Below are 26,013 nucleotides of genomic sequence, written 5' to 3'. Positions count from 1 at the left end.
AGCATCATGAGCTTGGTTTTATAATTCTCAAATAACTGTAGTTGGTCAGAATAAAGTAGCTAGCATAAATCAAGAGATACACTGCCAAACAAACCGTAAACGGAACCAGCATCGAGATTTGGATAAACTCACCCATACAATAGCTAATCAAGGCACTATTGCAAAAAGCCAGCAGCAGCGGCAGAGCAAAGACAAACCATACCTGTCTCGCTACCGATTTCTTTACCTCTGTTTCCGGAATGCCGATTTTCCTAAGGATCTGATAACGTCCTTTGTCAGAGACGGCTTCCATCAACTGTTTAAAATAGATCATGCTCCCGGTGGCCGCCAAAAACACTAGACCGAGAAAGCCGCCGATAAAAATCATCAGGCCATATGTTTCCATCCCGTAATGGTATTGTTCATAAAAGCTTGAATAAATCACACCATCATCACGTCCTGTCAGCGGATCGGCGATCTCTGTTATTTCTCCATCCAGCTTGCTCAAGTTTTTCTCGTTAGCAACTTTATAAATTTTCAATGTTTCAGGTGTGATCTCTGTTTTTAATTCCTTATAAAGCTCCTCGTCGACTACAAGCGGAAAAAGCATATTTCCTTGGTTAAGAAAGCTATAAGACTTATATTTGGAAATAGTCAATTCCTCGCCGCTGGGCAGTTTCACCTTTTTGCCAGTGAACGGATCGGATTTCACATCCATATTGCCATCATAAAAGGCAATCGCCTCACCTCTTCCTAAATCAACCGACACGTTCGTTCCTCTAAGCTGCATGAGCTGCTGAAAAGAGGATTCCGAAATCAACATGTTCTGGAAGAATCCAGGAACCCGTGGAATTCCTGTCGCACCTGGCTTCATTGTCAAATATTCGAGCTGATAGGAATACGAAAGTTCATTGCCACCTCCTTGTTTCAGTAAGCTGTTTATCTCCGCTTCCGCCTTCTCATTCTTTAAATTAAACATATAAGAATATGGATTATTCAATTTGGAAATGTGATCCAAATTAGAGTAAAACCCCAACGTCGTGGTACAAGCAAACAGCGTGACAGTGCTCAATAAAGAAATAACCGTCAAAATCAGCACATTGCCCTTGAATCGGTATAATAAATTCGTGATGCTGAGCAAATTCTTCCCTGCTAAAAAAATCGGCGGGACCTTCCGTATCGCCTTTAACAGGAAAGTCACAAGCGAATTCATAAATAAATAGGAACCGATGATCAATGAGCCTGTTGCCGTTAAGATTCGCAGCCCGTCATTATCGATCAATTCGAGACCATTAGGGTTCAGAAACAATGTATATGCAGCCCCAATGAAGAGCACAGCCAAGATGCTGGTGATCGGTGAGCCTTTCGCCAGCCTCTCGCCTTTTCTTTCTGCTTTAAACAGCTCCGACAGGGAAAAACGGTAAATTAACCGATAGCTGTGAATCGATGTGACCAGAATAATCAGCGCAAATACAACGATGGTCTGCAAGAAAGCCATGTTTGAAAGGTGAAAGGTGACTTCAAGTGAAAAGCCCATTATTTTAAAAATAATCATCATAAACAGCTTCGAAAACAGGATGCCAAGACCGATTCCAATCATCAAGGCGATGGCTCCAATGATGATATTTTCGTAAAATAGCAGGGTGCCAATTTTTTTCTTGCTCATGCCGAACAAGGCGTATAGACCAACTTCCTTTTTTCGAGTTCTCGTAAAAAAGGAATTGGAATACCAAATGAAGATCGCCGCAAAAATAATAAGAATGACAGATGCGGCAAAAAAGGCTGATTCGATTTTTCCAAGTGTAACGGTAGAATCCAGCAATTGCTGATTATACTGAAGTGAAACAAAGGTAAAATAAATCGCAACACTGATGACCATTGAATACAGGTAAAGCATGTATTGGCGGATGTTTTGGACAATATTTTTTCTTGCCAGACTATACAACGTCATACTGTCCGCCCCCAATCGTCGAAAGGATATTGAGAATTTGCTGGAACAGCTGTTTCCTTGTCTGCTCGCCTCTGCGAATTTCTGTGTACAGGCTGCCATCTTTAATGAATATGACCCGAGAACAGAAGCTCGCCGCATATGGGTCATGTGTTACCATTAAAATCGTCGCCTGCCGTTCCTGATTAAGCTTAGATAAGGTTTCCAAGAGTTGGAACGCCGATTTTGAATCCAGGGCACCTGTTGGCTCATCGGCAAACAGCAGTCTTGGATTGCTAGAAAGCGCCCGGCATACGGCTGTCCGTTGCTGCTGCCCACCCGAGATTTCGTATGGATATTTTTCAAGCATTCCTTCAATCCCAAACTGCCTGGCTAATTCGGTTACTCTTTGTTTGATTTGCTCTGCCGGCATGTGCGTAAACGCCAACGGCAGCATAATATTTTCCCCAACCGTTAACGTATCCAACAGGTTATAGTCCTGAAAAATAAATCCCATCTTATCCCGTCTGAACTCCGTCAACTGCCGCTCCTTCATTTTTGTCAATTCCACTCCATCAAACTGAATCTTTCCTGATGTTGGGACTTCAATCGTAGATAGAACATTGAGCAATGTCGATTTCCCGGCACCGGATGGCCCCATCACTCCGACGAATTCCCCTTTCGCTATATTTAGGTCGATATCATGAAGTGCCTTAAACTGATTTCGTTTTCCGCCGAATACTTTACTTACTGCTTTTGCCTCTAAAATCATTTCCATTTGGTTCATCCCCATTTCAATTTCTTGCTTAGTTTTATCATAGAAAACTAGAGGATGCTTTTCCATAATGAATCCTTACGTTTTTAGCGTTTAACCTTACATTTTTGCAAGGTTGCCCATAGATTCATGAGTTTGTAGGTTGCATTATCCAGCCAGGCTAGGTGATAATTGTAAATGGACTAAAAATGAACTTACATGTAGTTTTTAAGGAGTGAGCATCCTTGCAGGCAAAATCTGCTTTACCTATTTTATTTGTGGTCATGTTTCTTGTCATGATCGGTTTCGGAATCATCATCCCAGTGCTTCCATTTTATGCGGAGGAGATGGGGGCAAGTCCGACCGAGCTTGGGCTGTTAATGGCCGTCTATTCCTTAATGCAGCTTATTTTCGCGCCGATGTGGGGCAGGTTGTCTGATCGGATCGGCCGAAAACCGGTCATGATGATCGGAATTACCGGTCTGGCGTTATCATTCTTTATCCAAGCCATTTCAACACAACTATGGATGCTGTTTGCGGCCCGTATCATCGGCGGGATGCTGTCCTCAGCCAATATGCCGACCGCGATGGCTTATGTCGCTGACATCACCACCGAAGAAAATCGGGGCAAAGGCATGGGGATTGTTGGCGCCGCAGTAGGATTGGGGTTCGTCTTCGGGCCGGCAGTCGGCGGGATTTTTTCAAAAAACAGCTTAAGCTTGCCATTTTATCTTGCGGGTATTTCTTCGCTGATTACATTGATTCTTGTGGCAATTCTCTTGAAGGAATCAAAACAGGACAAGAGCGAAGCTGCTGAAGAAAGGCAGTCCGTATGGAAAGCGTTCACCCCTGATGTGTCCGTGCTCTTTTTCGTCCAATTGTTTATCTCTTTATCCTTGTCCGGACTGGAAGCGACCTTTGCTTATTTTGCTGCCGAGAGCGCCGGTTTAGGATCAACACAGTTAGGGTATATCTTCATGATTATGGGGTTTGCAGGGGCGATGGTCCAAGGAGGCCTGGTTGGCCGCTGGACAAAGAAATACGGCGAAAGCGCCGTGATTCAAGGCGGCATGATTGTTTCGGCAATTGGGTTTGGTTTGATTTTACTCGTAAACAATTTCACGACCGCAGCGATTTATCTAACGATATTCGGGATTGGCAATGGCGTCATTCGGCCGAGCGTTTCGTCACTGTTGACCAAAATATCGACCTCCGGACACGGCAGTTCTACAGGTCTATTATCATCGTTTGATTCATTAGGCCGGATTATCGGTCCGGTGCTTGGCGGCTGGCTATTTTCGATTACGATTGGACTTCCGTATATCTCCGGGGTGCTGCTCACCGTAGTCGCGTTCGTTCTCTTCCTTGGGTTTCGTGCCAAGGCAAAACAAACCAACATTTAAACGAGGAAGTCATATGTTGCTTGGACATGCATAAAATGGGTTACTAGGATTCAATTAAAAAGGAGCCGTCGAACCCATGAAATCAAAAAATATCTTATATGCGTTTTCCCTGCTCTTAACCTTAGGATTACTGGCTTACCTAGAATCGCCTTTCTCATTTTTAAATTCGGACTTCGTTTATATCGCCGATCAACCTGCGGCAGTGGAGCCTGTTGCGGTAGAACCCGAGGATGAGGGACCCGAACTGATTGAAAAGCTTGTCAAACGGGAAAAAGTGGATGGTTATATTGTGGAAACCTATCAGGAATACGAGGTTTACAAGGACGAAAAAGGCAATATTACCGATGAAGTCCCGACCTCAAAAGTTGAGACGCTAAGGTATTACGATTACAAAAAGTAGGACCGCCGATGGATGGCGGTCCTACACTTTTTAGGACTTTTGATTTTGACCCGCAGGGTTATTTCCATAACCTGGTACATTTCCGGCATGCTCTTTATGATACTGTGTACCCGAACCTTCCGTGTAGTTCCCTTTTTGCTGCTGATTGCGATTTGCTCTATGGTTAGCCATTCTTCATACCCCCACATATTAATTGGAAAATAATCATCCTTCCCTATTGTTTACTTTCATAACCGGAATTATGATTTTAGACGAAAGGAAGAGCCATCAACGATTTCGACATCACTTCTCGTTTTGATTTCCTCCATCAAATGAAACAAAGCTTCATCTTTTTTCTTGGCTTCAATCATGCAGTCAATTTGCCGGACGCTTCCTTTAATCACCTGAAGAAATTTGAAAAACATGTCTATGTCCACATATTCCGAATGATGCCGGAACTCTTTTTCGCTTTTTGGACTGGAAATATGCATCTTTATGGGCAGGTGTGAGTGTTTCCATGTTCCGACAACTCGCTCCCAGTTTTCTTCCCAATTTGGGTTCTGATGGTGGGCCAGGTGATGATGATAATCAAACACCAGCGGAATCTCCAGCTTCTCGCATAAATACAAGGTGTCGTCCAAGGTAAAAGAAGTATCATCATTTTCGAGCATGATCATTTTTTGAATTCCTTTGGGTACATCCATCCAATTTTCCACAAATCGTTCCAGTGATGTTTCGGTTTCTTTGTAGTTGCCGCCAACATGCATGACACAACGATGGATTGGATTAATGCCCATCCCCCTCAATAGCCTATAATGGAGCTTCAAGGTACGGATGGAATTTTTCAAGATCTCCGGCTGAGGAGAGTTAATCAGAACAAAATGGTCCGGATGGAAATCAACCCTTACGTGATGCTCGTTAATATACTCCCCCAGCTCGTGCAAATCCCGTTTCAGCGGCTTTAGGTAATCCCAATCCAGCAACTCCTCATGATTGGCCAGTGGAATCAGGCGTGAGGTCAGCCGGTAAAAATGGATCTCTGAGGCGACATTATGCCGCATGATTCTTAGCGTATTATGTAAATTTTGTTGTGCAATGCGTTCCAATTTGCGGATAGCGGCTTCACGATCATCGATTTTTTGGAATTGGGCAAATGTCATGGTTTTGGAAGGCGAGGCATTTTTCAGTTCCATGCTCATTGCTACATAGCCGAGTCTTACTAGCGTCATTACTTTCACCTCTTCCCCTTAGTATGTGAAAGTTTGCAAAAAAAAGAGGCCCTTCAGCCTCTAATTTTACACCCTGAGGACCTTAAACTTCCCTCCGCCCATAATACTTCGGACGTAATCAAGTTTTGCATCTTGAAAATATACTTGGTCCCGTTCATTCACCAAAAACTGAATGCCTTCAATTTCAGAGATTTCATCGTTTTCTAAAGCTGACTCCTCCAGAGTCAGACGCAGCTGCGGACCGCCTCAGCCAATTCCCATTTCTAGGCGGATGAATGGCTTCTTTCCTTCATTAATCACATCTTGTACTTCTTCCGTAATTTTCGAAATTGCTGCATGTGTTGCTTTAACCACAATGATCCCTCTTTCCAACACTGATTATTTTTTAGTTTGTAATAAAATGTTTCACGTAAACAAGGAAGGTTTTTCATCATTAATCAATACTATTGATTAATTCGGTCATCATTCCCTTATCCATTGGCCCGACAATTCGTTTTTGGATGATACCATTTTTATCAATGAAATAACTCGTAGGAATTGTGAAGGCTTGATAGGCATCCCCAACTTCACCAGCGGTATCCAGCACAACCGGAAAGGTTAGACCATAATCCTTCACAAACTGACCGACTCCGTTTGGATTCTTCTCTGCTGTCGTTAAGTTCACAGCCAGGATTTCCACATCTTTTCCTTTTTGTTCCTGGTAAAATTCCTGCATATGTGGCATTTCAGCCTTACATGGCGGACACCAGGTGGCCCACAGATTCAGAATTACCTTCTTTCCTCTCAAATCGTTTAAGGCTACTTCATCACCTTCTAAATTTTTCAATTGAAAATTAGGCGCACGATTTCCCTCTTGAATGCCTATTTCCACAGATTGATCTACAGGATTACTCATCTGTACAGTTTTCTCAGCTTCAGTCGGTGCCACAAATCGATCATATGCCACCCATCCGAACAGGCCAGCCAAAACCGTGATGGCCAAGAGTTTTTTCACCACTTCAATTGCCTCCTTTGGATCATACTTAAATAAAATAAATCCAACGATAAGAATCGAAAAAATACTTAAAACAAGGTGAAATGTGTTTTGAACAGGAAATAACCAAATAGCCATGAAGTAATATCCTCCGATGACGGAAAAAATAAACATGATTCCCGATTGCAGGATGAACAAATTGGAGAGGTTCATTCTTCGTGATTTGTACACGAAGTAAAAACTTGCACTTAAAGCGGCTATAATTAATCCGGGAGTTCCACCGGTAAAATATAATAAAGACATTGGGCTTTTGATTACCAGTGAAGGTTCTAGAATAACTAAGCTCCCTTTCCAAACAAAAAACCCTAAAAATAATGCATTTGCGATTAAATCAAAAACCTTTTTATGTATTTCGTTTTCTTGAGTTTGTTTTAGCCACAGTTTAATCGTAAGTAGTCCAAAAACTAGAGCAATCCCGAGCAAAAGCCATCTTAACAATACCGCCAAAGAACCAATCTGAATGAATTGCATGTACGCCCCCTTAATAGTTTTAATTCTTCTTATTATACTATAAGGGGTATAACAAGAAAAAAGATATGACTGTAAACCAAAAAGGGCCTACAAAGCCCCTTTTATAAGATTTCCAGCCACGTCTTAATAGCAACCGCTACGATTAAAATCCCCATTACCACTTGCAGCAGCTTTGTATTTATTCTTTTGCCGGCCGATGCACCGAGTGGTGAAGCAATCAAACTGACAATAACCAGAATAATGGACGGCAGAAGGGGAATCTGGCCGGTTGAGATTTTTCCACCAATAGATCCAATAGATGATATGAGGGTAATTGCTAAAGAGGAGGCAATTGTCATTCTTGTTGGTATTTTTAACACGGATAGCATGATCGGTATTAACAGAAATGCTCCGCCAGCCCCGACAATCCCTGCCCCGATTCCGACAACGAAGGATAATGAAGCAGCCAGCCATTTATTAAATTTCACTTGACCCAAAGGGATATCATCCAATCCTTTTTTAGGCACGAACATCATAATTGCGGCAATTAACGCTAATACCCCATATACAATGTTAATGCCACTCTCCGGCATATGTGTGGAGCCAAATCCACCGATAAAACTACCAAGCAACACGCCGCCGCCCATGTAGACAATGAGCGTTTTGTTTAAAAAACCACCTTTACGGTACACCCAAATACCGCCGATAGTTGAAAAGAACACTTGGATGGCCGTTATACCGGAAACTTCATGAGCTGTGAAATGGGCGACACCAACTAGTGCAGGTATATATAGCAGCATGGGGAAATTAATAATGGCCCCGCCTATTCCAAGCATCCCAGAAATAAAAGAACCAATAAATCCAATGATGAAAATCGTCACGATAAAGCCTAATTCCACGGTGTTCCACTCCTTAAAATAAGGGAACCCGATTGGCTCCCTTAATTCAATTATCCTTTTATAATCCAGAACTTTAATATACCATTTTCTTCTTCATGTTTCACTAATTCATGTCCGCCTGATTTCGCCCAGGCAGTAAGATCGTTTTTTGCTCCTTTATCTGTTGCATGGATTTCTAGTATTTGCCCCGATAGCAAATCATTCATTGCTTTTCTTGTTTTTACGATTGGCATTGGGCAAGCCAATCCTTTTGCATCCAAGAATTTATTTGCTTCCATTTAATTCTCCTCCTAAAGTGTTAAATTTATCGAACTGCACAGCGATTTGGTCCAATTTCCATTTCACGTTGCTTTTCTTCATCAGGGTTTATTTTCCCCATATTCGTTTTACGGATTTCTTGATATGCATTTGGCTGTGGCGGCAGATTTTCCGTCACAAGTTTACGAAATTCATTTTCATCTTCAATATTTAAGCCGTGGTTTTTAGTAAACAATGTACCAAGCTTTTCAGACACAATGCCATCGTCGTTCAACTCTTCAATAATCATAAAGTGTGCTGGAAGAACAATCAGTTCCTCAGATAGCTCTCTGTAGCGTTTATATAAACTTTCACGCAAATCACCGACCCAATCCTGTGCCAAACCAGCTAAATCCGGTCTTCCAATCGAGTCAATGAATAAGATATCGCCTGAAAGCAAATACTTCTCATCCACAATAAACGAAGTAGAACCAATCGTATGGCCTGGAGAATAAAGGGCGTGAATATTAATTTTCACTGAACCAATCTCCACGTCATTGCCGTCTTCCAAAGGCTGATAGGAAAATGTGACTTCCGTTGCATCCTTTGGTGGGAGCCAATAAGCAGCGCCTGTTTTTTCTGCAATTCTTCTGCCTCCGGAAATATGGTCCGCATGTAAATGTGTATCAATTACATGGGTAATTTTCGCCCCGATTTTATTGGCAAATTCAAGGTATACATCTGTCATCCGAGTAGCATCAATAAGTGCCGCTTCTCCGTTTGAAACAACCATGTAGGATAGACAACCTTTTCCGATGCGGACAAATTGGTATAGTTCGCCGCCATCTTTTAAATCCCCTACCTTAACAGGCTCCAGGTGCTCACTCCACGCCTTCATTCCGCCTTTAAGATAAGAAACGTTTAGTCCAGCATCAGACAACATATCCGCGACCATGACAGATGAACCTTCCTTTGCACAGACAACAAGAACTTCCTTATTGGCAGGAATTTTGCCAAGAATCTCCTCTACGCCATCCAGCAATTCAAAATACGGGATATTCAGATATTCGAAGTTTTCCCCTTCAATTTTCCAATCTTTAAAATCACTTTCATTTCGGACATCCAGGATAAATAATTCTTGTTTATTAAAAATCTTTTGTGTTACTTCTTTTGAACTCATAGCTTTCATAGTCATTTTTAAAATTACCCCCTAGAGTATATTTTATTTCAAAAAAAATTGTCTCATTACAACATCGATAGAATGCCAGGTGCTATTTTTTAAATACCAGTGGTTTTTCCCGACCATTTACTCATGCCTGGGACGACATTGACAACATTGGTGAAACCCTTCTCTGCCAGCCTTTGTGCAGCCAGGTCACTGCGGCTCCCTGTCCGGCAAACGACATAAATTTCTTCCTCTTTATTTAATTGTCTGATGCGATCATCCAATTCTCCTAAAGGAATGGAGATGGCTTTTGGAATATGATTGAAAACATACTCTGCTGTTTCTCTCACATCAAGAACAACGATCTTTTCATTGGCTTCCAACTTGGCTTCAAGCTCATCATTAGTAATGACAAGCGGATGCTTTTTTTCCAATGTCTCATCTTGGGAGGACTTTCGTAAATAGTGCTTTAAAACTTGACCTTCCTCCAAGGTTCCTAAATATTGATGCCCCGTACTTTCTGCCCATGCCTTCATATCGGCCTTTGAACCTTTGTCAGTTGCTTGCACCTCTAACACAAGACCGGCTTCCAAATCCTTCATTGCCCTTTTTGTTTTAACAATGGGCGTTGGGCATGCCAATCCTTTTGCATTCAGTATCACATTTGCCTTTATGTTTTCCATTGTATAACCTCCAATTATATACCGCTACTGGTATATTTTTCGATAAAAAATATTACTCTACATTACCTTCCCAAGCCATCATTCCACCTGTCATATTCATGACATTGTAGCCATGATATTCAAGAAATTGTTCTGCGCGGGCACTTCGGGCACCAGAACGGCAAACGATAATATATTCCTTCGACTTATCCAGTTCATGCATACGGAACTCCAACAGTCCCAAGCGGATATTCTCTGCACCTGGAATTTTTCCGGTTTTGACCTCATCCACTTCACGCACATCAATGATATTTAATTCTTTGCCTACTGCCAATAAAGTTTCTACTTCTTTTGCACTTATTTCTCTCATTGTTCACTTTACCTCCTTCAAAATATGACCAGGCGGCATCAACATCGCCATTTATTTTTAGGGGCTTCCCCCCTGTCAGTGATTAGATGAATAGGTTAACATTGCCATCTTGCGCATCCGCCAAATAAGCAGCAACACCTGCATACTCAATATTTTCCAATAATTCTTCTTTTTGCAGGCCTATTAAATCCATTGTCATGGTACATGCTACTAATTTAACGTCCTGCTCTTGGGCCATTTCAATTAATTGAGGAAGAGTCATTGCATTATGCTTCTTTATGACACCCTTAATCATTTTTGGCCCCATCCCAGCGAAATTCATCTTAGACAGTCCCATTTTATCTGCGCCTTTTGGCATCATTTTTGCAAACATTTTTTCCATAAACCCTTTTTGAACAGGAATATTTTCATCCCTTCTTAGTGCATTCAATCCCCAAAATGTATGAAAAATCGTGACTTCATGATCATAAGCAGCAGCGCCGTTTGCAATAATGTAGGCTGCCATTGCTTTATCGTAATCACCGCTAAATAAGATAATCGTTGTTTTCTTTTTCTCTGTCATTTTGTTACCTCCTGAATGGTATTTTTTATTTAAACCAATACACGTATGGGTATTGTTAGTTTCAAAAAAATATACTTGTCATTATTACCCCAGTGGGTATAATGTTAATTAAAAATGCTCCAGGTGTCAACTCTTTTTTAACGTGCTAATGTTCACCACTTGTTTATTCGGCTCATAAATTATGTTATACACCTATCTATGTGTAATAGTAATCTTCTGTTGAAAAAAATGAACCATCCATTTATAATTCATAGTATATATATAAGAATTAGGGGTTTTAATTTTTTTGAAAAGGAGCATGAGAAATGAGCCTAATAAAATGCCTTTTTACAGATAAATGTCCGATTTGCAATAAAGCCTTGGTGACAAACAAATCAAATTTTTTTAAGGCAACGATCATCAAAACTTGCCCTGACAATCATTATCAAAAAGAATTTCATCCTGCGTTGGAAACATATATTGAGAGCACCAACGCATCTTAAAATTAACGGTTAGTATGAACATAGCGTAAGATAAGGAGAGCATGACTTTTTATTTTAGTCATGCTCTAAGCATTTGCTCTGTTTATTTTTTCTCGATCCAAAATTTTATCAAGCTTTTGTCTACTTCTGTTTTCAGAATGGAGTGGCCCGCATTTTTTGACCATGCCGGCAGGTCATTTAATGCACCCTTATCTGTTACATGCAGCTCTAATACTTGGCCGCTATCCAAGGATTCAAGACCTTTTTTTAATTTAATGATCGGCATTGGACAAGTTAATCCCTTTACATCCACTACTGAATAGACCTTTAGTTCACTTGTGTTTTCTACAACCGTTTCTCCAAGGTCGTTTGTTGACGTAGAAACATTTCTATTTATATTGCTGCCGAATACAGATGAAAAGGTTTTCCAGCCGCCGTCAACATTTTTCACATTGAAGCCGTTATGTTTCAAGATGCGGCTGGCCAAGTAGCCCCTCAAGCCCACCTGACAGCTAACATAAATGGTTTGGTCCTTTGGAAGTTCTGACAATTTGTTTCGCAAATCATTAAGCGGAATATTGATTGAGCTTTCGATAAAGCCAAATTCACGCTCCATAGGTTCACGGACATCTATTAAAAGTCCTCCATCAGCGACGATTCCATCAATTTCATGCCATTGAACGGCTTCCAGTTCGCCTTCGATTATATTCGCAGCTACATAACCAGCCATGTTCACTGGGTCTTTTGCAGAAGAATATGGCGGTGCATAAGACAATTCCAGATTGGTCAAGTCTTCAACGGTTAAGCCGCCTTTGATTGCTGTAGCAATGACGTCCATCCGCTTATCAGCGCCATCTGAACCAACCGCTTGGGCACCGAAGATTTTTCCGGTCTCTTTATTAAAAATTAATTTTAACGCGATCGGTGCGGCACCTGGGTAGTACCCTGCGTGAGAACTAGGGTGGATGTGGACAACCTCATATGGTACACCCAACCGCTTTAGAGTTTTCTCGTTGTTGCCTGTCGCCGCAACAGTCAAATCAAATACTTTGGCAATGGACGTACCCAATGTTCCTTGATACTTTTCATGCTTGCCCATCATGTTATTGGCAGCAATTCGGCCCTGACGGTTTGCCGGTCCTGCCAGCGGAATCATTGCCTTTGCACCGCTAATATAATTAACAACCTCAATCGCATCTCCAACTGCATAGATATCTTCATTCGAAGTCTGCAGGTATTCGTTTACGATGATGCCGCCACGCTCGCCCAAATCCAATCCTGCTTTTTTAGCCAATTCATTTTCAGGTCTGACACCGATTGAAAGGATGGTCATATCGGTATCAATGTCCGTGCCATCAGATAGGATTACTTTTTTACCTTGATCAGCAAATGATTGCACTCCGTTTTCCAAAATAAGCTTCACGCCTTTTTCCTTTAAATGAGTATGCAGAATGCTGGCCATTTCGAAATCAATCGGCGCCATGATCTGGTCGGCCATTTCAACGATGGTCACTTCCACCCCTCTATCAACTAGGTTTTCAGCCATTTCGATGCCGATAAAACCGCCGCCAACAACTACTGCTTTTTTAGGATGCTTAGTATCAACATAGCTCTTAATTTTATCTGTATCCGGAATATTTCTTAATGTAAATAGTGACTGGTTGTCATTTAATCCTGGGATTGGCGGTACAATCGGTCTAGCCCCTGGCGATAATAGCAATTTATCGTATGATTCTACGTATACTTCTCCAGTTTGCAAATTCTTGATTGTAACAGTTTTCGTTTCAGGCGATATGCTCACTGCTTCACTTAAGTTGCGAATATAAAGATTAAAACGTTCCGACATACCCTTGACTGTCTGAACCAATAATTTGCTGCGGTCCTTAATTGTTTCACCAATATAATAAGGCAATCCGCAGTTCGCAAATGAAATATGCTCCCCACGTTCAACCAGGATAATTTCCAGGTCTTCACTGATTCTTCTCAATCTGGCTGCTGCAGTTGCGCCACCGGCTACTCCACCGATAATAATAACTTTCTTAGTCATGACAATCCCTCCATTATTAAATATAAATTTCACTTATAAACATTGTATATATTAGCTATACCCGTATGGGTAGTAATATACCTAAATGGGTATTATAAACCACCTGAAGATAATGTAAAGTAACATAGTATAGTTGTCACAAATTCTTCATAATCTTCCATTTTCATAAAAAAAGAGGGCTAAAAGCCCCTAGATAATTAGATTTATAACTGGTTCAACGTGAACTCTTCTCACCTTTCAAGTGGCGGACATATATTTGTAATTCTTGCACAAAATTTTACCTTACAAATCTCATTACCTTGTCTGGGTCATATCCCAACACCCACTGACCGTTTACTTCCGTTTGGGGAACTCCCAACTGGCCGGTTGTTTTTACTAAACGAGTAGCCGCAGCCTGATCCCGTTGAACATTCACTTCTTTAAAAGTAAGTCCTTGTTGAGTCAGAAAGTTTTTCATCATGACACAATAGGGACAGGTATTTGTTGTATAAACGGTAATTTGATTCATTTAACTCTCTCCTTTTTATAAATTAACTAAAAGCTTTAACAATCAAGTAAATGGCTCCTCCCAGGAGCCATACTAGAGTTCCTGGTCATATTGGAATCGGTTGTTTTACCCGCTTCCCATCCTCAGAAACCTTTAGACTGCTAATTCCTCAAGAACCAGTTGTACTGCAATCATTGGCTTTTCTTGGTTTATTATCCATGGTCAGGACCCCCCTCTCATTCTTACTTATCTATTTTATAGTGAGTATTATATACCCACCTGGGTATATTGTAAAGTAAAAAATTCCTGCTCTCTAAAGCTATTCAAAAGAGCAGGCAAGCGCTTGAAAATTGAATACTGACTAGTAATTATACAAACTTCTTTCGTTCATCTTCAATCATCGATGCGTAAACATCATCCAACTCATTTTAGTAGGTTTGCTCCTCGACTGGAGCCTCAAGTTGATTTCGCTTCCACTTTTTCACAACATAATAGATAATGATAAACATAATAAAGATTAATAGAAAAGGGAGAACCCAAAGGACAAGATTAAAGCCCTTTCCAGGCGGGGCATTTACGGCGTGAACGCCTAGTTCATTTTTGTAGTAATACAAGATTTCATCCTTCGACATTCCTTTATCAAAAAACATCTCGCCCACATCTTGATAATATTCCTGTTTAACTTGGCAGCTTGCAAGATCGTCATTACTATGCCCATCCATATAAAGCATGTCCACCGTCGCTTTAAATTCCGAATTGGTATAGTCATAGCTTTGTTTAGCGGCCTTTTCTTCTGCCGCAGCATGGAGAGAACCTGAAAGCAGCATAAAAACACAGACCAGTCCAAAAATACGTTTCAATGTAAAAACACCTCCATTACAGTTCGTTTATATACCCCATATAGTATAGTATATTATAACATGTACCCGTTTTATTTTTATGGCGATTTCATGACATATTAAGGCTGGAATATTGTTATTTAACTGGGATCGTAATTAAAAATACGGTCCCCCTCCCTACTTGACTCTCAACAGTTATGACACCACCATGTGCTTCAATATATCCCTTTGCAATGGATAACCCCAGACCTGTGCCGCTTTCACTCCGTGATCTAGAGGCATCCGCTTTATAAAAACGGTCAAAAATATGTGGAAGTTTCTCAGCGGGTATGCCGGGTCCAGTATCAGCAACTCGTATTAACACTAAATCTCCCTGCTGTTGTACGGAAACCTCAACTTTTCCTCCTGATGGCGTATGTCGGAGCGCATTGCCAATCAAATTCACAAAGACTTGGGTCATTCTGTCTGCATCTATTCTAGGAGAACAGTTATTGGGTATATGATCATGATGAAGCATAATCCCCTTTTCTTCTGCCAGCCACTTAAAATTGTGGCACACTTTATCAATCAGCTCATTAAGATTTACAGGTGACAGATTTAACTTAAGTTTGCCAGCCTCCGCCAGACTTAACTGTTGCAAATCCTTTACCAATCGCTTAATCGATATACTTCATCAGTTAGTTCAAGGATAGTTTCCTCCGTTGGAGCGGTGATCCCCTCTTGAATTGATTCCAATTTTCCCTGAAGTATGGCCAATGGTGTCCTCAGTTCATGGGCCACATCTGCCACTAAAGACCGTCTAATCTCTTCATTTCGATCCAATTTCCTGATCATGTCATTAAATGCTTTGCTAAGTTCGTAGAATTCCCCTGTGGTTGAGATATTGATTCCATGAACTTTTTGTCCGTTACCAATCTGTTTAATTCCAGCCATAAGGACTTTTAATGGTTTAGAGATCTTTTTTGCAATGAAAATACTGGACAGGAGTGCCGCAATTGCTGCAAATAAACCACTGATAAAAATTGCCGTATTGGATGATTGCATAAATTCCTTTTCAAGATTTTGAAGCTGCCGTTGATGAAGGACCAAAGTCCCGATTTTTGCATGGTTAACGTTTAAAGAAATTTTTTTACCGGTTAAGTCCTCTCCGTTTGTTCCGATTCTTGTGCCTGACGAGTCGCCAATCACCTTTCCATTCAGATCAAGAAGGAGCAGATCGTCACTCGACAGGGACATATTCATCATCATTTTTCCCATCATCATCCCATGTCCTTGGCCAGTTGTGGAATCATATTCAAAGAAAAGCTCCTGCACATCATCCCAAGACCCCGACACCTCATAATAAGCTTCCAGGGACTGTTCCATCCGGAGCATAAAATTGTTTGTGTGCTGATCCAGATAGTTTTGGAACGTCGATCGGATGCTCGATTGCAAAAAGAGTGACTGGCTTATCCCCATGAACAAAATAATCACAATAATGGCAGCAATCAGCTTCGTTTGCAAATTCATTTCTTTTCACCGAAACGATACCCAATACCATATACCGTATGAATGTATTTCGGATGCGCTGGGTCTTTTTCTATTTTTTTCGTAAATTGCTGACATGGGTATCAATTGAACGTTCATAGTTTACATATTCCTCCCCCATTGCGCTATTCATCAATTGAAGGCGGCTATAGACGCGGCCTGGTTTTCTCGCGAGCGTGACCAGGATTTTAAATTCAGTTGGAGTCAGATTCAATATTTCATCGTTTATCCTTGCTTCATAAGTAGATAAGTTGAGTGTAATTTCATCCCTTAGCAGAAGTTCATCTGCTTCAAGGTTATCAGCGTTTGAGCTGCTCCTCCTCAAGACCGCTCTTATTCTAGCGGTAAGCTCCCGCAAACTGAATGGCTTGGTGATATAATCATCCGCTCCCATTTCAAGTCCCAGCAATTTGTCTATTTCCTCTGACTTTGCCGTTAGCATGATGACAGGCACATGTTTATGATTTATCCTAATTTCTCTTAATGACTGAAGACCGTCTTTACGCGGCATCATAACATCCAATAGGATAAGATCCACTTTATCGTTGTCCATTAAATCGACTGCTTCCACTCCGTCTGCAGCTTCAACCGTTTTGAACCCTTCATTTTCCAAATAGGTACGAACCATATCCCGGATTTTTATTTCATCATCCACAAAAGCAATGATCTGATCCATTTTCTCAACCTCCCAGTTTGCTCATATTATAGTGGAAGAATCCCCCCCCTTCCGCTTGATAAATATGACGAATTCGTAAAAATTGCCAAACCATCTAATCCTGAAAAATACTCTAGGGCTTAGCCCTAGAGCTTGCTTATATGTTTATACTGTTAAATTTCTGAACCACTATTTGTCTGGGTTTGTTGGCTCCAACGACCGCCATAGCCCATACCTTTTCCACTCCCATGCATTGGTCCCGTAGTATTCCGTTCAATTGCTTCTTTCATCATGGCTGTCATATTTTCCAGCATGGAGTCCATTTGTTCTTGTGTAAGCTTTCCATCTTTGACAAGCTTTTCAAGATTTGCTTTTCTTGTCTCGATGATAAAAGCTAAAAGCTGATCCACGCTGATTTCTTTGTCTTTTGCAAGATCTGCAACAGATTTCCCTTCATGACGGGCTGTTTGGAATTCTTCTCTTGACATGCCAAGCGCATCAGCAATGACTTCGTTCATTGAGCCCATCATTCTCATACCTGCACCGCTGCCCATCTGTCCTCCATTCATCCGACAAGAATATCCAGCTTGTCCTTGTTGAGGCGGTTCTTTCTCATTTGTTGTTTGGACTACGGGTAATTTTGGGTCATTTACCGTTGCTGATGACTTCTCGATAGGAGAAAACCAGGCACCCAAGGAAAAAACCCCGATAAAAGCAACTGCAGCCAAAACATAACTCCATTTCATTTAAATCCTCTCCTTTAAAAAATGTGGAAATTGCTCTTACACATTAAACTTACAGGAGAAGTTTTCAGAAGCTTTTTAGGGAATGTCAAGAACTTGTTAAGATTCGCTTAAATTCATGAAAGTTTGATTTTTATTCAAATTTGCAAATCAAATACCCATACACCATCGGGTATAATAAGAACAAATAAAATACAGAAAGGAGGTGCATCCCATGCTAAAAAGAAAATTTCTAATACTTATATTTTCTATGATGGTCATCTCTATTATAGGAAATGGATGTTCTTCTAATGAGAATGAAAATGCCCTAAAGGATGAAAGTGGAAAAACAGTACACTTAGATAACAAGGAGCAGCCTACATTACTATTTTTCTTCACTGGAATTGGCTGAGACTACTGTAAATCACAGCTGGTCGAGCTGCAAAAAAATACAAACTTATTTTCAAGTTTTCCTGGTGACATATATGCCATTAGTGCTGACACTTTAGAACATCATAAGCAGTTAAAAAAGGAATTAAATCTTGATTTTCCGGTATTATCGGATGAATCGCTCCAAATGATTGAAAAAGCAGGCCTAAAAGATCCGGAAGAGCCTACAAAATCAATGCGCGGTTTCGTAATTCTTGATAATAAAGGGGAAGTTATCGAGGCTCAGCAAATAGATCCGTTTGGAGAAGCAGCAGCAGATATTATCAGCTATGCAGCTGAAAAAGTGCGGCAATAATACTAAAAAAAGGGGCTTAAGTAGGCCCCTTTTTTATCGGCTTTTTACTAGTAAATTAACAGCCTCTTTAACTAAATCCTCCATGCTTTCGCCTTTTTCCTCTGCTTTTTGAACGCAATTAACCAAATTGGAACTGACGATTACTCCAATCGTCCGGTCAATGGCAGTTCTCGCTGCTGAGAGCTGGGTAATGACATCTTTACATTCTTTGTCCTCTTCCATCATTCTCAAGATTCCTCGTAGCTGGCCCTCAATCCGTTTAACTCTATTTTTAATTTGATCATTATAATCCATATATCCATCCGCCCTCCTTTAAAACAGTACTGATACGATTTATATTATACCCACAAGGGTATACTGTCAATACTATTCCAATTCGATAATCTATCAATATTTTACCTCAAAATAAATTATATCAAACACACCGATTATTACCAAGTAAAATCATAGGAATTGTTAGCATAAGCATTTTATTTTCTAATTATGAACAATCTGGGTATTTTTTCTCCAAAAAAAATGACAAAATGTAAAGGTTCTTACATTTTGTCATGCGCTATTGCAATACTCATAAAAAAGTTTATTGCTCCAATTCATAGGTCCACGTATTCATGCCACCGGTCCAACACCATTGATGTTTTCTTCAATATTTCCACCTCATCTAAAATGACATCAATTATAACTTCATTATATACCTACACGGGTATTTGTGGCCGTGAAAACTTTTTGAACAATTTCATGATGTACCACGAAGGTACCAATTCTTGTTCTGACCATAAAATATCATTAAAATCGGAAATGGGCGGATTGGATAAGGCCATATCCCAGCTTGTTCCTCATGCCGTTCAAACCTTTGGGTACAAAGAAGCACAGTTCATTGTGACGCCCCAATACCAGCAGCTTACAGGTATTTGGAAATAAGCTCTTTACCAATAAAAAAAAATGAATAAAACAATCTCATTTTCCTAAAATATGCATTTACTATTCTGAGAGGAGGATGGAAAATGGGTGAAACAATTTTTCATGAATTTGCAAAGGAACACTTAAAAGAAGAGGTAAATGTAGTAACAACACATGGGAATTTTGAAGGAAGGCTGCTTAAGGTAGGCACCGATGCCATCGTATTATTAAATCGGGCTGTTCCTCGTCCGGTCAAGGTTTTAATCCGAAAAGAAGAAATAGTTGCCTTGTATCGCGCGGAAATGGCTCCGCGGGGGCCGTTTGGCTTTATGCCGCCTGGGCCTGAATTTGAAGACTTCAGTGAAAGTCATGACCAACACTTCAGCGAAAGCCACGAACACAATTAACTGACTAAAAAAATGGCTTAAAAATACATGTTTGTCTATACGTCGCTGTACCTCCAATCATATTTTGTAATAAAGATATGGAGGTGATATGAATGAGCGGCGGTGGCGGATACGGAGCTGGAGCAGGTTTTGCTCTAATTGTTGTTCTATTTATTCTGTTGATCATCGTAGGTGCTAGCTTTATGGGCGGCTACTGGTATTAATGGAGAAATTATGAAATAATAAACCGCGATTTGGTTTAATTTCATAATGGACAGTCATGGTCCAAACCATGGCTGTTTTTATTTTTTCATAGGTGAACTGTCTGCGAACCTTGTGTGTTAAAATGAATATTAACTTGGGTTCGGGAGGATTTGGAATGAAAATACATACCCAGCAATTCCCTTTAATAGAAAAACTCATCTCATTACAAGAGGTATTTTGGCTTAACTCCCAAATAAAAAATGCTAATGAGGGAATGGCTGAATCCCCGCTAACTTACGCAGATGTGAAGGCTGCAGAGGAAAGGTTAAAGCGCTTTGCTCCCTATATCTTGAAAGTTTTTCCGGAAACTCTGGCTGATGGCGGTATGATTGAATCGCCGTTAGTGGAACTACCGAATATGAAGCTGTTAATGAGGAAGGATTACAGTCAGCAAATCTTGGGGCAATTATTGCTAAAATGTGACTCTCATCTACCAATCTCCGGTTCGATTAAAGCGAGAGGCGGGATTTATGAAGTTCTGAAGCAGGCCGAACAACTGGCGCTGGAGCATCGAATGCTTACCCTTGAGGACAATTATTCGATTCTTGACAGCGAAAGGTTCCGTTCCTTTTTCTCGCAGTATTCCATCGCTGTTGGTTCCACGGGTAATCTTGGCTTAAGTATTGGCATCATCAGCGCAAAATTGGGGTTTAATGTTACGGTCCATATGTCTGCCGATGCCAAGCATTGGAAAAAGGATTTGCTACGCAGTAAGGGAGTTAACGTTATTGAATATGCAGCCGATTATAGCAAAGCGGTTGAAGAAGGGCGTCGTCAGGCCGAGACTGACCCTAACTGTCATTTCGTTGACGACGAAAATTCACGTGACTTGTTTTTAGGCTATGCTGTAGCGGCTTTCCGTTTAAAAAAGCAATTGGAGTCTTCGGCTATTTTGGTGGATGGAGATCACCCGTTATTCGTTTACCTTCCCTGCGGAGTCGGCGGCGGTCCCGGTGGTGTGGCATTTGGCCTTAAACTCGTGTTTGGGGATCATGTACACTGTTTCTTTGCCGAACCGACTCACTCCCCTTGCATGCTGCTCGGAATGATGACGGGGCTGCACGACCAAATTTCTGTTGGGGATATCGGTATCGATAATGTAACCGACGCAGATGGGCTGGCGGTCGGCCGGCCTTCTGGATTTGTAGGGAAAGTCATGGAACCATTGTTATCAGGGATCTATACCATTAGCGACGAGCAGATGTATAAGCTGTTGAAGGATTTGGCAGATTCAGAGGACATCGATCTGGAACCTTCAGCGTTAGCCGGGATGATCGGCCCGGTGAATCTAGGAAAATACGGAAATGGGTACCTTGAAAAGGTTGGATTACGTGATAAGATGGATTGCAGCACACACATTGTCTGGGCAACCGGCGGCAGCATGGTGCCGAAAGAAATATTAGAGGAGTATTATCAAAAAGGCACTTTTTCATAATCGTGGCCCCGCCTTCATTGGAGGCTGGGCTGATTAATTGGATTAGTTTATAGTGAATTTTGGGTATAGTGCGCCAATAACTCTTATGGAGCAGTCGTAGCCTCTTTTAAGGCGCTCACTACGCCCATAGCTCTTATTGGAGCAGTCGGACATACATTTTCACGGCCTAAATTCTCCAAACCCCTATAAAATACCAAACTGCCTCGTCAGCTCTTCAATTTTTGAAGTCTTCGAGGAATCATGCTCATTCCCTTTTAAAAGCTTGGTCAACATCACGAGTGCATCCAAAATATGGGGGCCTTTATTGAGCATAACACAATCGGCCCGCCTTGCCTGGGCGGCATCCGTGATTTCTGAGCGAGCCGGAATGCCTTTTTTCGTCAGCTTTTCTAATACTCCAGTTGCCCAAATAACCGGGACATATGCGGCTGAACAGACCCTCAAAATTTCCTCCTGAACATCCGCAAGATTTTCTGGGCCGACCTCAACAGCAAGGTCCCCGCGAGCGATCATAATACCGAATGATTGAAAATGTAACCCTTCCAAAATAATCCTTGCCACTTGATGTACGGCATCCTTGGTTTCAATTTTAGCCACTACCCCCAAATCACGCTTCCCGTACCGGTCCAAAGCTTCCCTCAACTTTTTCAAATCCAGCGGTGAGTGGACAAAGGATATTCCGACAATGTCCGCATGCTTCGCGACAAACTCCAAATCTTGATAGTCTTTTTCCATTAGGGCGGGAAGGTTTAAATTTAATAAAGAGTCAGGCAAATTCAAGCCTTTTCCAGGTTTGACCCTAACCGGCTGAAAGGGGGATAAAATCTCAATTTCAATAAATTTAGAAGAAATCTCGCGGACGACTCCGTTGATTTTTCCATCATCGATAAAAACTCGGTCGTTTAACCGGACATTTCGAAATGCTTTTTCAAGTGTAACCGGAATTCCCGCAGGACCATGTTCGCTTGCCGGATGGCCGATTAAATCCGAGTCAAGAAACAATCTGAGGAGATCGCCTTTTTTTACAAAAATTCCTTCCTTACCCAACTGGCCGACTCGGACCTTTGGACCTCCTAAGTCCATAAAAATTTTACACTTCTGATTCTGATACTTCCCTTCCATTCTCAGCTTCGTTTCGGATTTACGCAAAGTTTCGATAATCCGTAGCCAGACTTGTTGATGATTATGGGCACAATTAATTCTGGCAATCGTCATGCCATTCATTAATAACTGTTCCATCAGAGTCTCTTCGTCAGACATCTTTGCATCAAGGGTAACCATTATGGTGGATTGCAACTGTTTCCATCGTTTTCCTAGGAGGTGGCCCGCTCTTATATTTAAAATCTTTTTCGCTTCATACGGGGTTGGACAGGTGAGGTTTTTAGGTTCTCTAGTAGGGTGGCCCAAATGTTTTAATATTTGCTTGAACGTATAGATAACGTGAGAATATGAATGATTAAGCGGGAAAAAGCCCTGCACCACCAATTCTTTTGTAATATATAAAGGCATTTTTTCTTTTAAGGATAAGTAAGCTAGTAAATTATCACGGTTAAGAACGGCATGCATTAAGGGGAATTCTTGAATTGCTCGCTCACTTTCTTCAACGATGTGCTCGTAGAAGCTATCGAGATTTTTGATCAATTCCTCGTCAGTTGTCGGTGCCACTTTTGTTTCTCCCCTTATGGAAAAATAGCCAAGGATTTCAGTCTTTTCATCGCACCATAATATTAGAACGCCTAATTGGTAATACTATACGGTTAAATACTGCCAGTCAAGGCGATGGCCTTCATTGTGGGTTTTTGTTTGGGAGTGCGATACTCCTTAATTGTCATATTTATGCCAAAACGGGTTTTAATAATTGAATTGTATGCGACAATGGGTGCTGCGATGTATGTACAGTTAATTACCGATGTATATTTATATAAAATTGCATTGGTATGGCTACTTTAGCCCCACTAAAATTAATTGGGAAACCGTGTGGCTGACGCCTATATATGCAGCAATCAATCCTATTTATCTAAATTTGCCGTACTCATAATTTGTGGTAATTGGGACAATTTGCTTTTAAGAAAATAAACAAAAAAGGTACATGCATAGGCAGATACCTTATTAGGACAGCTATCTAGACAAAAACAAGCAGCAGCCACAGGTATAAACAAATTAATGTGAAGATGAGTGTAGGCGGGATGACAATAAGGGTTACTTTTATATAGTCAAGCCATGATATAAAAATTTTATTGGTTTTTAGGATATGCATCCAAATTAACGTGGCTAAAGTCCCGATTGGGAGAATCAGTGAGCCAATATCGCTGCCAATGATATTAGCCAAGTACACGGTCTTCATGATGAGCGGGTCGAGACCCATCTCCGTTAATGCCAGTGTTGAAATCATCAAGGCTGGGTGATTATTAAATATATTGGAGAGAAGCGCGGTAATCATCCCCATCGTAAGGCTGGCATGCAATAAACTGTCGTTAACCAATGGCCTTAAGTGAGCTATTAACAGTTCCGTCAAGCCAATATTGTGAAGCCCGTAAATAATCACATACATCGCAAAGGCGAATAAAAGAATATGCCAAGGGATTTTTCGGACGACATCTTTTGGATTCTTTTTCAAATGGATCCAGCGCCAAATTAATAGAATGATTGACCCAATAACAGCCACCAGTGATACGGAAATCCCGATAAACGAGGCAAAGAACAGGCTGATTCTCACAAAGAACACAAAGATTAGCATATTTATCATCAGCCTTTTTTGTTGGTTAAACAGGTTTTCATAGTTTTTCTGAAGCGGATGGAAGAGGTTTTTTTGAAGTGTAAAAGAATAAGAATGGACTTGAATAGATTGAGGAATGTCCTTTTTGAAAACGAGGTACAATAGACATGATAAGAAGCACAAACCGATTACCCCGGGAACAAACATCATTACGGTTTGAAGGTATAAATCCATTCCGATAATTTTTAATGCTATAAGATTGACGATATTGCTGACGCCGATGGGAGCGCTGGAAGCAGTTGAAATCAGGGCCCCGCTTAATAAATATGGAATCATCTGACTATTTTTTAATCCTAAATGCTTTAAGATCAAAATCAGGATTGGCGTGGTTATTAAAATGCTTCCGTCATTATTAAAAAACAGAGTCATCAAAAAGCAAAGTAATAATGTATTCCAATATAGCCAAGTCCCCGATCCCTTTGATAGCTTTAACATAAGGGCTGCAGTCCAGCTAAAAAATCCAAAACTCTCTAAAACTATCGCCATTACAATCGTGGCGATAATGGTGATGGCGGCTCCTGTTACCTTAGAACTAATATCAATTAAATCTGAAATGGATACGCTGCCGCTAAGGAAAACAATGATGGCTCCTAAAGTTGCCGGAATGGCCTCGTTCATATTTTTTGGCCGTATAAAGATCATAATCATAGTGAGTAGAAAGGCAAATATTGTGATGATCATCGATGTTGGATGATACATAAAAAGTGTATAACTCCCTTCATTAGCTAACTAATTAATTGCCTTTTAGTTGGTTTATAGTACGTACTTTTTGAAGGGCTTGACCTAAACGAATATCTCGGTTTTTCAAAAATCAGCTAAAAACCATATTAAATTTACTAGTTTTTTACCTATGAATTTTCAAATTAGTCAAGTACCTAAATCTCCATTAATGGGTAAATGTCCCAAAAAAGAATAAACCGATACCTTTCAAGTATCGGTTTATTGTCCCCCACTGTCGTTGGGAAGATTTATGATTAATTTTAACTTTTATGATCCTTTTTGCCTTTTGAGCCCTTCCCGCCTTTGGAACCCTTGCTGCCTTTTGTGCCTCCGCCTTGTGACCCCTTACCGCCTTGTGATCCCTTACTGCCTTTTGATCCCTTACCGCCTTTTGATCCCTTACTGCCTTTTGATTTCTTTCCTTTTGAACTTTTTTTACCCTTTGGACCTTTTTTTCCTTTTGGTCCGGGGCCTTTGCCACCCTTTTTTCCTTTACTTCCCTTTGAACCACCGCTGCCTTTTGCTCCACCGCTGCCTTTCGAACCGCCACTGCCATGGGATCCACAGCTGCCGCTTGATCCACAACTGCCGCTTGATCCGCAGCTGCCACTTGATCCGCAGCTGCCGCTCGATCCGCAGCTGCCGCTTGATCCGCAGCTGCCGCTCGATCCGCCACTGCCTTGCGAACCATGGCTCCCCTGGGTACCTTTGCTGCCTTTAGAGCCACCTTTTCCTTTTGAACCCTTACCGCCCTTTGAGCCTTTGCCTTTGCTTCCCTTTTTCCCTTTTTTATGAAGCAAAGTGACAGTCTCAACAGGATTATTGTCTAGAAATGCAGACACGCCATTATCCTGGGCCTCAGATAGTAACTGTTCCACGTCAATCTTCATTACCAAATAACCCACCACTTTCCAAAAAGTAATATGCTCATTTCTAATCTATGGCGGCCCAAGGACTTTTGATATAGACTCACATTGAATTTTTAACATTCATACAAACGCCC

At 41.0% G+C, this 26,013-nt stretch carries 27 protein-coding genes and 2 pseudogenes; 7 read left to right on the top strand and 22 right to left on the bottom strand.

The annotated features are described in order from the left end of the window. Positions 1 to 4 precede the first annotated feature (4 nt). Positions 5 to 1,930 (bottom strand): ABC transporter permease, encoded by a 1,926-nt coding sequence (locus M3234_RS06465; protein WP_262303915.1) that lies wholly within the window; start codon positions 1,928 to 1,930, stop codon positions 5 to 7. Beyond that, a complete protein-coding gene (locus M3234_RS06460) occupies positions 1,917 to 2,684 on the bottom strand; it encodes an ABC transporter ATP-binding protein (protein ID WP_262304128.1) in 768 nt (255 codons plus the stop codon). The genes M3234_RS06465 and M3234_RS06460 overlap by 14 nt, the downstream gene beginning before the upstream one ends. Positions 2,685 to 2,905: 221 nt before the next feature. Between M3234_RS06460 and M3234_RS06455 the strand changes: the two genes are divergently transcribed. Then, positions 2,906 to 4,063, top strand: a complete 1,158-nt coding sequence (locus M3234_RS06455; RefSeq protein WP_262303914.1) for an MFS transporter — start codon at positions 2,906 to 2,908, stop codon at positions 4,061 to 4,063. Positions 4,064 to 4,139: 76 nt separating this feature from the next. Beyond that, a complete protein-coding gene (locus M3234_RS06450; RefSeq protein ID WP_262303913.1) occupies positions 4,140 to 4,463 on the top strand; it encodes a hypothetical protein in 324 nt (107 codons plus the stop codon). A gap of 30 nt (positions 4,464 to 4,493) precedes the next feature. Here M3234_RS06450 and M3234_RS06445 read toward each other — a convergent pair whose 3' ends face one another. From M3234_RS06445 to M3234_RS06370, 16 genes and pseudogenes are all read right to left on the bottom strand, one after another. Then, complete coding sequence (locus M3234_RS06445) at positions 4,494 to 4,634, bottom strand: hypothetical protein (RefSeq protein WP_262303912.1); 141 nt, start codon at positions 4,632 to 4,634, stop codon at positions 4,494 to 4,496. A 68-nt stretch (positions 4,635 to 4,702) separates the two neighbouring features. After that, positions 4,703 to 5,671 (bottom strand): UV DNA damage repair endonuclease UvsE, encoded by a 969-nt coding sequence (gene uvsE, locus M3234_RS06440; RefSeq protein WP_262303911.1) that lies wholly within the window; start codon positions 5,669 to 5,671, stop codon positions 4,703 to 4,705. A 433-nt stretch (positions 5,672 to 6,104) separates the two neighbouring features. Next, a complete protein-coding gene (locus M3234_RS06435) occupies positions 6,105 to 7,175 on the bottom strand; it encodes a redoxin domain-containing protein (RefSeq protein ID WP_262303910.1) in 1,071 nt (356 codons plus the stop codon). 101 nt (positions 7,176 to 7,276) lie between these two features. Next, a complete protein-coding gene (locus M3234_RS06430; protein ID WP_262303909.1) occupies positions 7,277 to 8,053 on the bottom strand; it encodes a sulfite exporter TauE/SafE family protein in 777 nt (258 codons plus the stop codon). Between the two features lie 50 nt (positions 8,054 to 8,103). Then, a complete protein-coding gene (locus M3234_RS06425; protein WP_262303908.1) occupies positions 8,104 to 8,331 on the bottom strand; it encodes a sulfurtransferase TusA family protein in 228 nt (75 codons plus the stop codon). Between the two features lie 26 nt (positions 8,332 to 8,357). Beyond that, a complete protein-coding gene (locus tag M3234_RS06420; RefSeq protein WP_262303907.1) occupies positions 8,358 to 9,485 on the bottom strand; it encodes an MBL fold metallo-hydrolase in 1,128 nt (375 codons plus the stop codon). Positions 9,486 to 9,568: 83 nt separating this feature from the next. Further along, entirely contained in the window at positions 9,569 to 10,138 is a 570-nt protein-coding gene (locus M3234_RS06415; RefSeq protein WP_262303906.1) for a sulfurtransferase TusA family protein, read from the bottom strand. Between the two features lie 52 nt (positions 10,139 to 10,190). Continuing rightward, positions 10,191 to 10,487: a rhodanese-like domain-containing protein gene (locus tag M3234_RS06410; RefSeq protein ID WP_262303905.1), complete on the bottom strand. Its 297-nt coding sequence runs from the start codon at positions 10,485 to 10,487 to the stop codon at positions 10,191 to 10,193. Between the two features lie 82 nt (positions 10,488 to 10,569). Beyond that, positions 10,570 to 11,049, bottom strand: coding sequence for a DsrE/DsrF/DrsH-like family protein (locus M3234_RS06405; RefSeq protein ID WP_262303904.1), 480 nt, complete (start codon positions 11,047 to 11,049; stop codon positions 10,570 to 10,572). 564 nt (positions 11,050 to 11,613) lie between these two features. Next, positions 11,614 to 13,557, bottom strand: a complete 1,944-nt coding sequence (locus M3234_RS06400; protein ID WP_262303903.1) for a CoA-disulfide reductase — start codon at positions 13,555 to 13,557, stop codon at positions 11,614 to 11,616. Positions 13,558 to 13,834: 277 nt separating this feature from the next. Continuing rightward, positions 13,835 to 14,065, bottom strand: a complete 231-nt coding sequence (locus M3234_RS06395) for a glutaredoxin family protein (protein WP_262303902.1) — start codon at positions 14,063 to 14,065, stop codon at positions 13,835 to 13,837. Between the two features lie 407 nt (positions 14,066 to 14,472). After that, entirely contained in the window at positions 14,473 to 14,904 is a 432-nt protein-coding gene (locus M3234_RS06390; RefSeq protein ID WP_262303901.1) for a cytochrome c-type biogenesis protein CcmH, read from the bottom strand. 115 nt (positions 14,905 to 15,019) lie between these two features. Continuing rightward, on the bottom strand, positions 15,020 to 15,523 hold the full coding sequence (locus tag M3234_RS06385) for a sensor histidine kinase (RefSeq protein ID WP_262303900.1): 504 nt from the start codon (positions 15,521 to 15,523) through the stop codon (positions 15,020 to 15,022). Positions 15,524 to 15,528: 5 nt separating this feature from the next. After that, entirely contained in the window at positions 15,529 to 16,392 is an 864-nt protein-coding gene (locus M3234_RS06380) for a HAMP domain-containing protein (RefSeq protein ID WP_262303899.1), read from the bottom strand. Next, positions 16,389 to 17,038 (bottom strand): annotated as a pseudogene (locus tag M3234_RS06375) (response regulator transcription factor). Before M3234_RS06375 ends, M3234_RS06380 begins: the two are co-directional and overlap by 4 nt. Positions 17,039 to 17,238: 200 nt before the next feature. Continuing rightward, positions 17,239 to 17,811, bottom strand: a complete 573-nt coding sequence (locus tag M3234_RS06370) for a YckD family protein (protein ID WP_262303898.1) — start codon at positions 17,809 to 17,811, stop codon at positions 17,239 to 17,241. 211 nt (positions 17,812 to 18,022) lie between these two features. On the opposite strand from M3234_RS06370, the gene M3234_RS06365 reads away from it, so the two are divergent. Next, positions 18,023 to 18,199 (top strand): hypothetical protein, encoded by a 177-nt coding sequence (locus tag M3234_RS06365; protein WP_262303897.1) that lies wholly within the window; start codon positions 18,023 to 18,025, stop codon positions 18,197 to 18,199. Between the two features lie 15 nt (positions 18,200 to 18,214). After that, positions 18,215 to 18,532 (top strand): annotated as a pseudogene (locus M3234_RS06360) (redoxin domain-containing protein); the annotation flags it as partial. Between the two features lie 33 nt (positions 18,533 to 18,565). On the opposite strand, the gene M3234_RS06355 reads toward M3234_RS06360, so the two are convergent. Beyond that, a complete protein-coding gene (locus M3234_RS06355; RefSeq protein ID WP_066304931.1) occupies positions 18,566 to 18,826 on the bottom strand; it encodes a metal-sensitive transcriptional regulator in 261 nt (86 codons plus the stop codon). 707 nt (positions 18,827 to 19,533) lie between these two features. Here M3234_RS06355 and M3234_RS06350 point away from each other — a divergent pair. The 3 genes from M3234_RS06350 to M3234_RS06340 all read left to right on the top strand — a co-directional run bounded on the left by M3234_RS06350 (position 19,534) and on the right by M3234_RS06340 (position 21,514). Beyond that, complete coding sequence (locus tag M3234_RS06350) at positions 19,534 to 19,836, top strand: hypothetical protein (RefSeq protein WP_262303896.1); 303 nt, start codon at positions 19,534 to 19,536, stop codon at positions 19,834 to 19,836. Between the two features lie 92 nt (positions 19,837 to 19,928). Further along, positions 19,929 to 20,039 carry a YjcZ family sporulation protein gene (locus M3234_RS06345; RefSeq protein WP_082692766.1) on the top strand — a complete coding sequence of 37 codons (111 nt, stop codon included), beginning with the start codon at positions 19,929 to 19,931 and terminating at the stop codon, positions 20,037 to 20,039. 155 nt (positions 20,040 to 20,194) lie between these two features. Next, complete coding sequence (locus tag M3234_RS06340; protein WP_262303895.1) at positions 20,195 to 21,514, top strand: D-serine ammonia-lyase; 1,320 nt, start codon at positions 20,195 to 20,197, stop codon at positions 21,512 to 21,514. Positions 21,515 to 21,697: 183 nt separating this feature from the next. On the opposite strand, the gene M3234_RS06335 is transcribed toward M3234_RS06340, so the two are convergent. The 3 genes from M3234_RS06335 to M3234_RS06325 all read right to left on the bottom strand — a co-directional run bounded on the left by M3234_RS06335 (position 21,698) and on the right by M3234_RS06325 (position 25,900). Then, positions 21,698 to 23,179, bottom strand: coding sequence for a pyruvate kinase (locus M3234_RS06335; protein ID WP_262303894.1), 1,482 nt, complete (start codon positions 23,177 to 23,179; stop codon positions 21,698 to 21,700). Between the two features lie 457 nt (positions 23,180 to 23,636). Beyond that, on the bottom strand, positions 23,637 to 24,989 hold the full coding sequence (locus tag M3234_RS06330) for an arsenic transporter (RefSeq protein ID WP_262303893.1): 1,353 nt from the start codon (positions 24,987 to 24,989) through the stop codon (positions 23,637 to 23,639). 281 nt (positions 24,990 to 25,270) lie between these two features. Next, the gene (locus M3234_RS06325) at positions 25,271 to 25,900 is read right to left on the bottom strand and encodes a hypothetical protein (protein WP_262303892.1); all 630 of its coding nucleotides are present in this window, start codon (positions 25,898 to 25,900) and stop codon (positions 25,271 to 25,273) included. Positions 25,901 to 26,013 lie beyond the last annotated feature (113 nt).

The organism is Neobacillus niacini (assembly GCF_023715785.1).
In the GTDB taxonomy this organism is placed as follows: domain Bacteria; phylum Bacillota; class Bacilli; order Bacillales; family Cytobacillaceae; genus Neobacillus; species Neobacillus niacini_E.
This window is presented reverse-complemented; position numbering and strand designations above follow the sequence as displayed.

Bases quoted from the DNA above. Each gene is read 5' to 3' on its own strand.
- M3234_RS06420 (WP_262303907.1), bottom strand. From the start codon at position 9,485: ATGACTATGAAAGCTATGAGTTCAAAAGAAGTAACACAAAAGATTTTT.
- M3234_RS06445 (WP_262303912.1), bottom strand. From the start codon at position 4,634: ATGGCTAACCATAGAGCAAATCGCAATCAGCAGCAAAAAGGGAACTAC.
- M3234_RS06340 (WP_262303895.1), top strand. From the start codon at position 20,195: ATGAAAATACATACCCAGCAATTCCCTTTAATAGAAAAACTCATCTCA.
- M3234_RS06355 (WP_066304931.1), bottom strand. From the start codon at position 18,826: ATGGATTATAATGATCAAATTAAAAATAGAGTTAAACGGATTGAGGGC.
- M3234_RS06410 (WP_262303905.1), bottom strand. From the start codon at position 10,487: ATGAGAGAAATAAGTGCAAAAGAAGTAGAAACTTTATTGGCAGTAGGC.
- M3234_RS06370 (WP_262303898.1), bottom strand. From the start codon at position 17,811: ATGAAATGGAGTTATGTTTTGGCTGCAGTTGCTTTTATCGGGGTTTTT.
- M3234_RS06435 (WP_262303910.1), bottom strand. From the start codon at position 7,175: ATGCAATTCATTCAGATTGGTTCTTTGGCGGTATTGTTAAGATGGCTT.
- M3234_RS06465 (WP_262303915.1), bottom strand. From the start codon at position 1,930: ATGACGTTGTATAGTCTGGCAAGAAAAAATATTGTCCAAAACATCCGC.
- M3234_RS06460 (WP_262304128.1), bottom strand. From the start codon at position 2,684: ATGGAAATGATTTTAGAGGCAAAAGCAGTAAGTAAAGTATTCGGCGGA.
- M3234_RS06405 (WP_262303904.1), bottom strand. From the start codon at position 11,049: ATGACAGAGAAAAAGAAAACAACGATTATCTTATTTAGCGGTGATTAC.
- M3234_RS06450 (WP_262303913.1), top strand. From the start codon at position 4,140: ATGAAATCAAAAAATATCTTATATGCGTTTTCCCTGCTCTTAACCTTA.
- M3234_RS06400 (WP_262303903.1), bottom strand. From the start codon at position 13,557: ATGACTAAGAAAGTTATTATTATCGGTGGAGTAGCCGGTGGCGCAACT.
- M3234_RS06350 (WP_262303896.1), top strand. From the start codon at position 19,534: ATGGGTGAAACAATTTTTCATGAATTTGCAAAGGAACACTTAAAAGAA.
- M3234_RS06415 (WP_262303906.1), bottom strand. From the start codon at position 10,138: ATGGAAAACATAAAGGCAAATGTGATACTGAATGCAAAAGGATTGGCA.
- M3234_RS06330 (WP_262303893.1), bottom strand. From the start codon at position 24,989: ATGTATCATCCAACATCGATGATCATCACAATATTTGCCTTTCTACTC.
- M3234_RS06365 (WP_262303897.1), top strand. From the start codon at position 18,023: ATGCTAAAAAGAAAATTTCTAATACTTATATTTTCTATGATGGTCATC.
- M3234_RS06325 (WP_262303892.1), bottom strand. From the start codon at position 25,900: ATGAAGATTGACGTGGAACAGTTACTATCTGAGGCCCAGGATAATGGC.
- uvsE (WP_262303911.1), bottom strand. From the start codon at position 5,671: ATGACGCTAGTAAGACTCGGCTATGTAGCAATGAGCATGGAACTGAAA.
- M3234_RS06345 (WP_082692766.1), top strand. From the start codon at position 19,929: ATGAGCGGCGGTGGCGGATACGGAGCTGGAGCAGGTTTTGCTCTAATT.
- M3234_RS06380 (WP_262303899.1), bottom strand. From the start codon at position 16,392: ATGAATTTGCAAACGAAGCTGATTGCTGCCATTATTGTGATTATTTTG.
- M3234_RS06425 (WP_262303908.1), bottom strand. From the start codon at position 8,331: ATGGAAGCAAATAAATTCTTGGATGCAAAAGGATTGGCTTGCCCAATG.
- M3234_RS06395 (WP_262303902.1), bottom strand. From the start codon at position 14,065: ATGAATCAAATTACCGTTTATACAACAAATACCTGTCCCTATTGTGTC.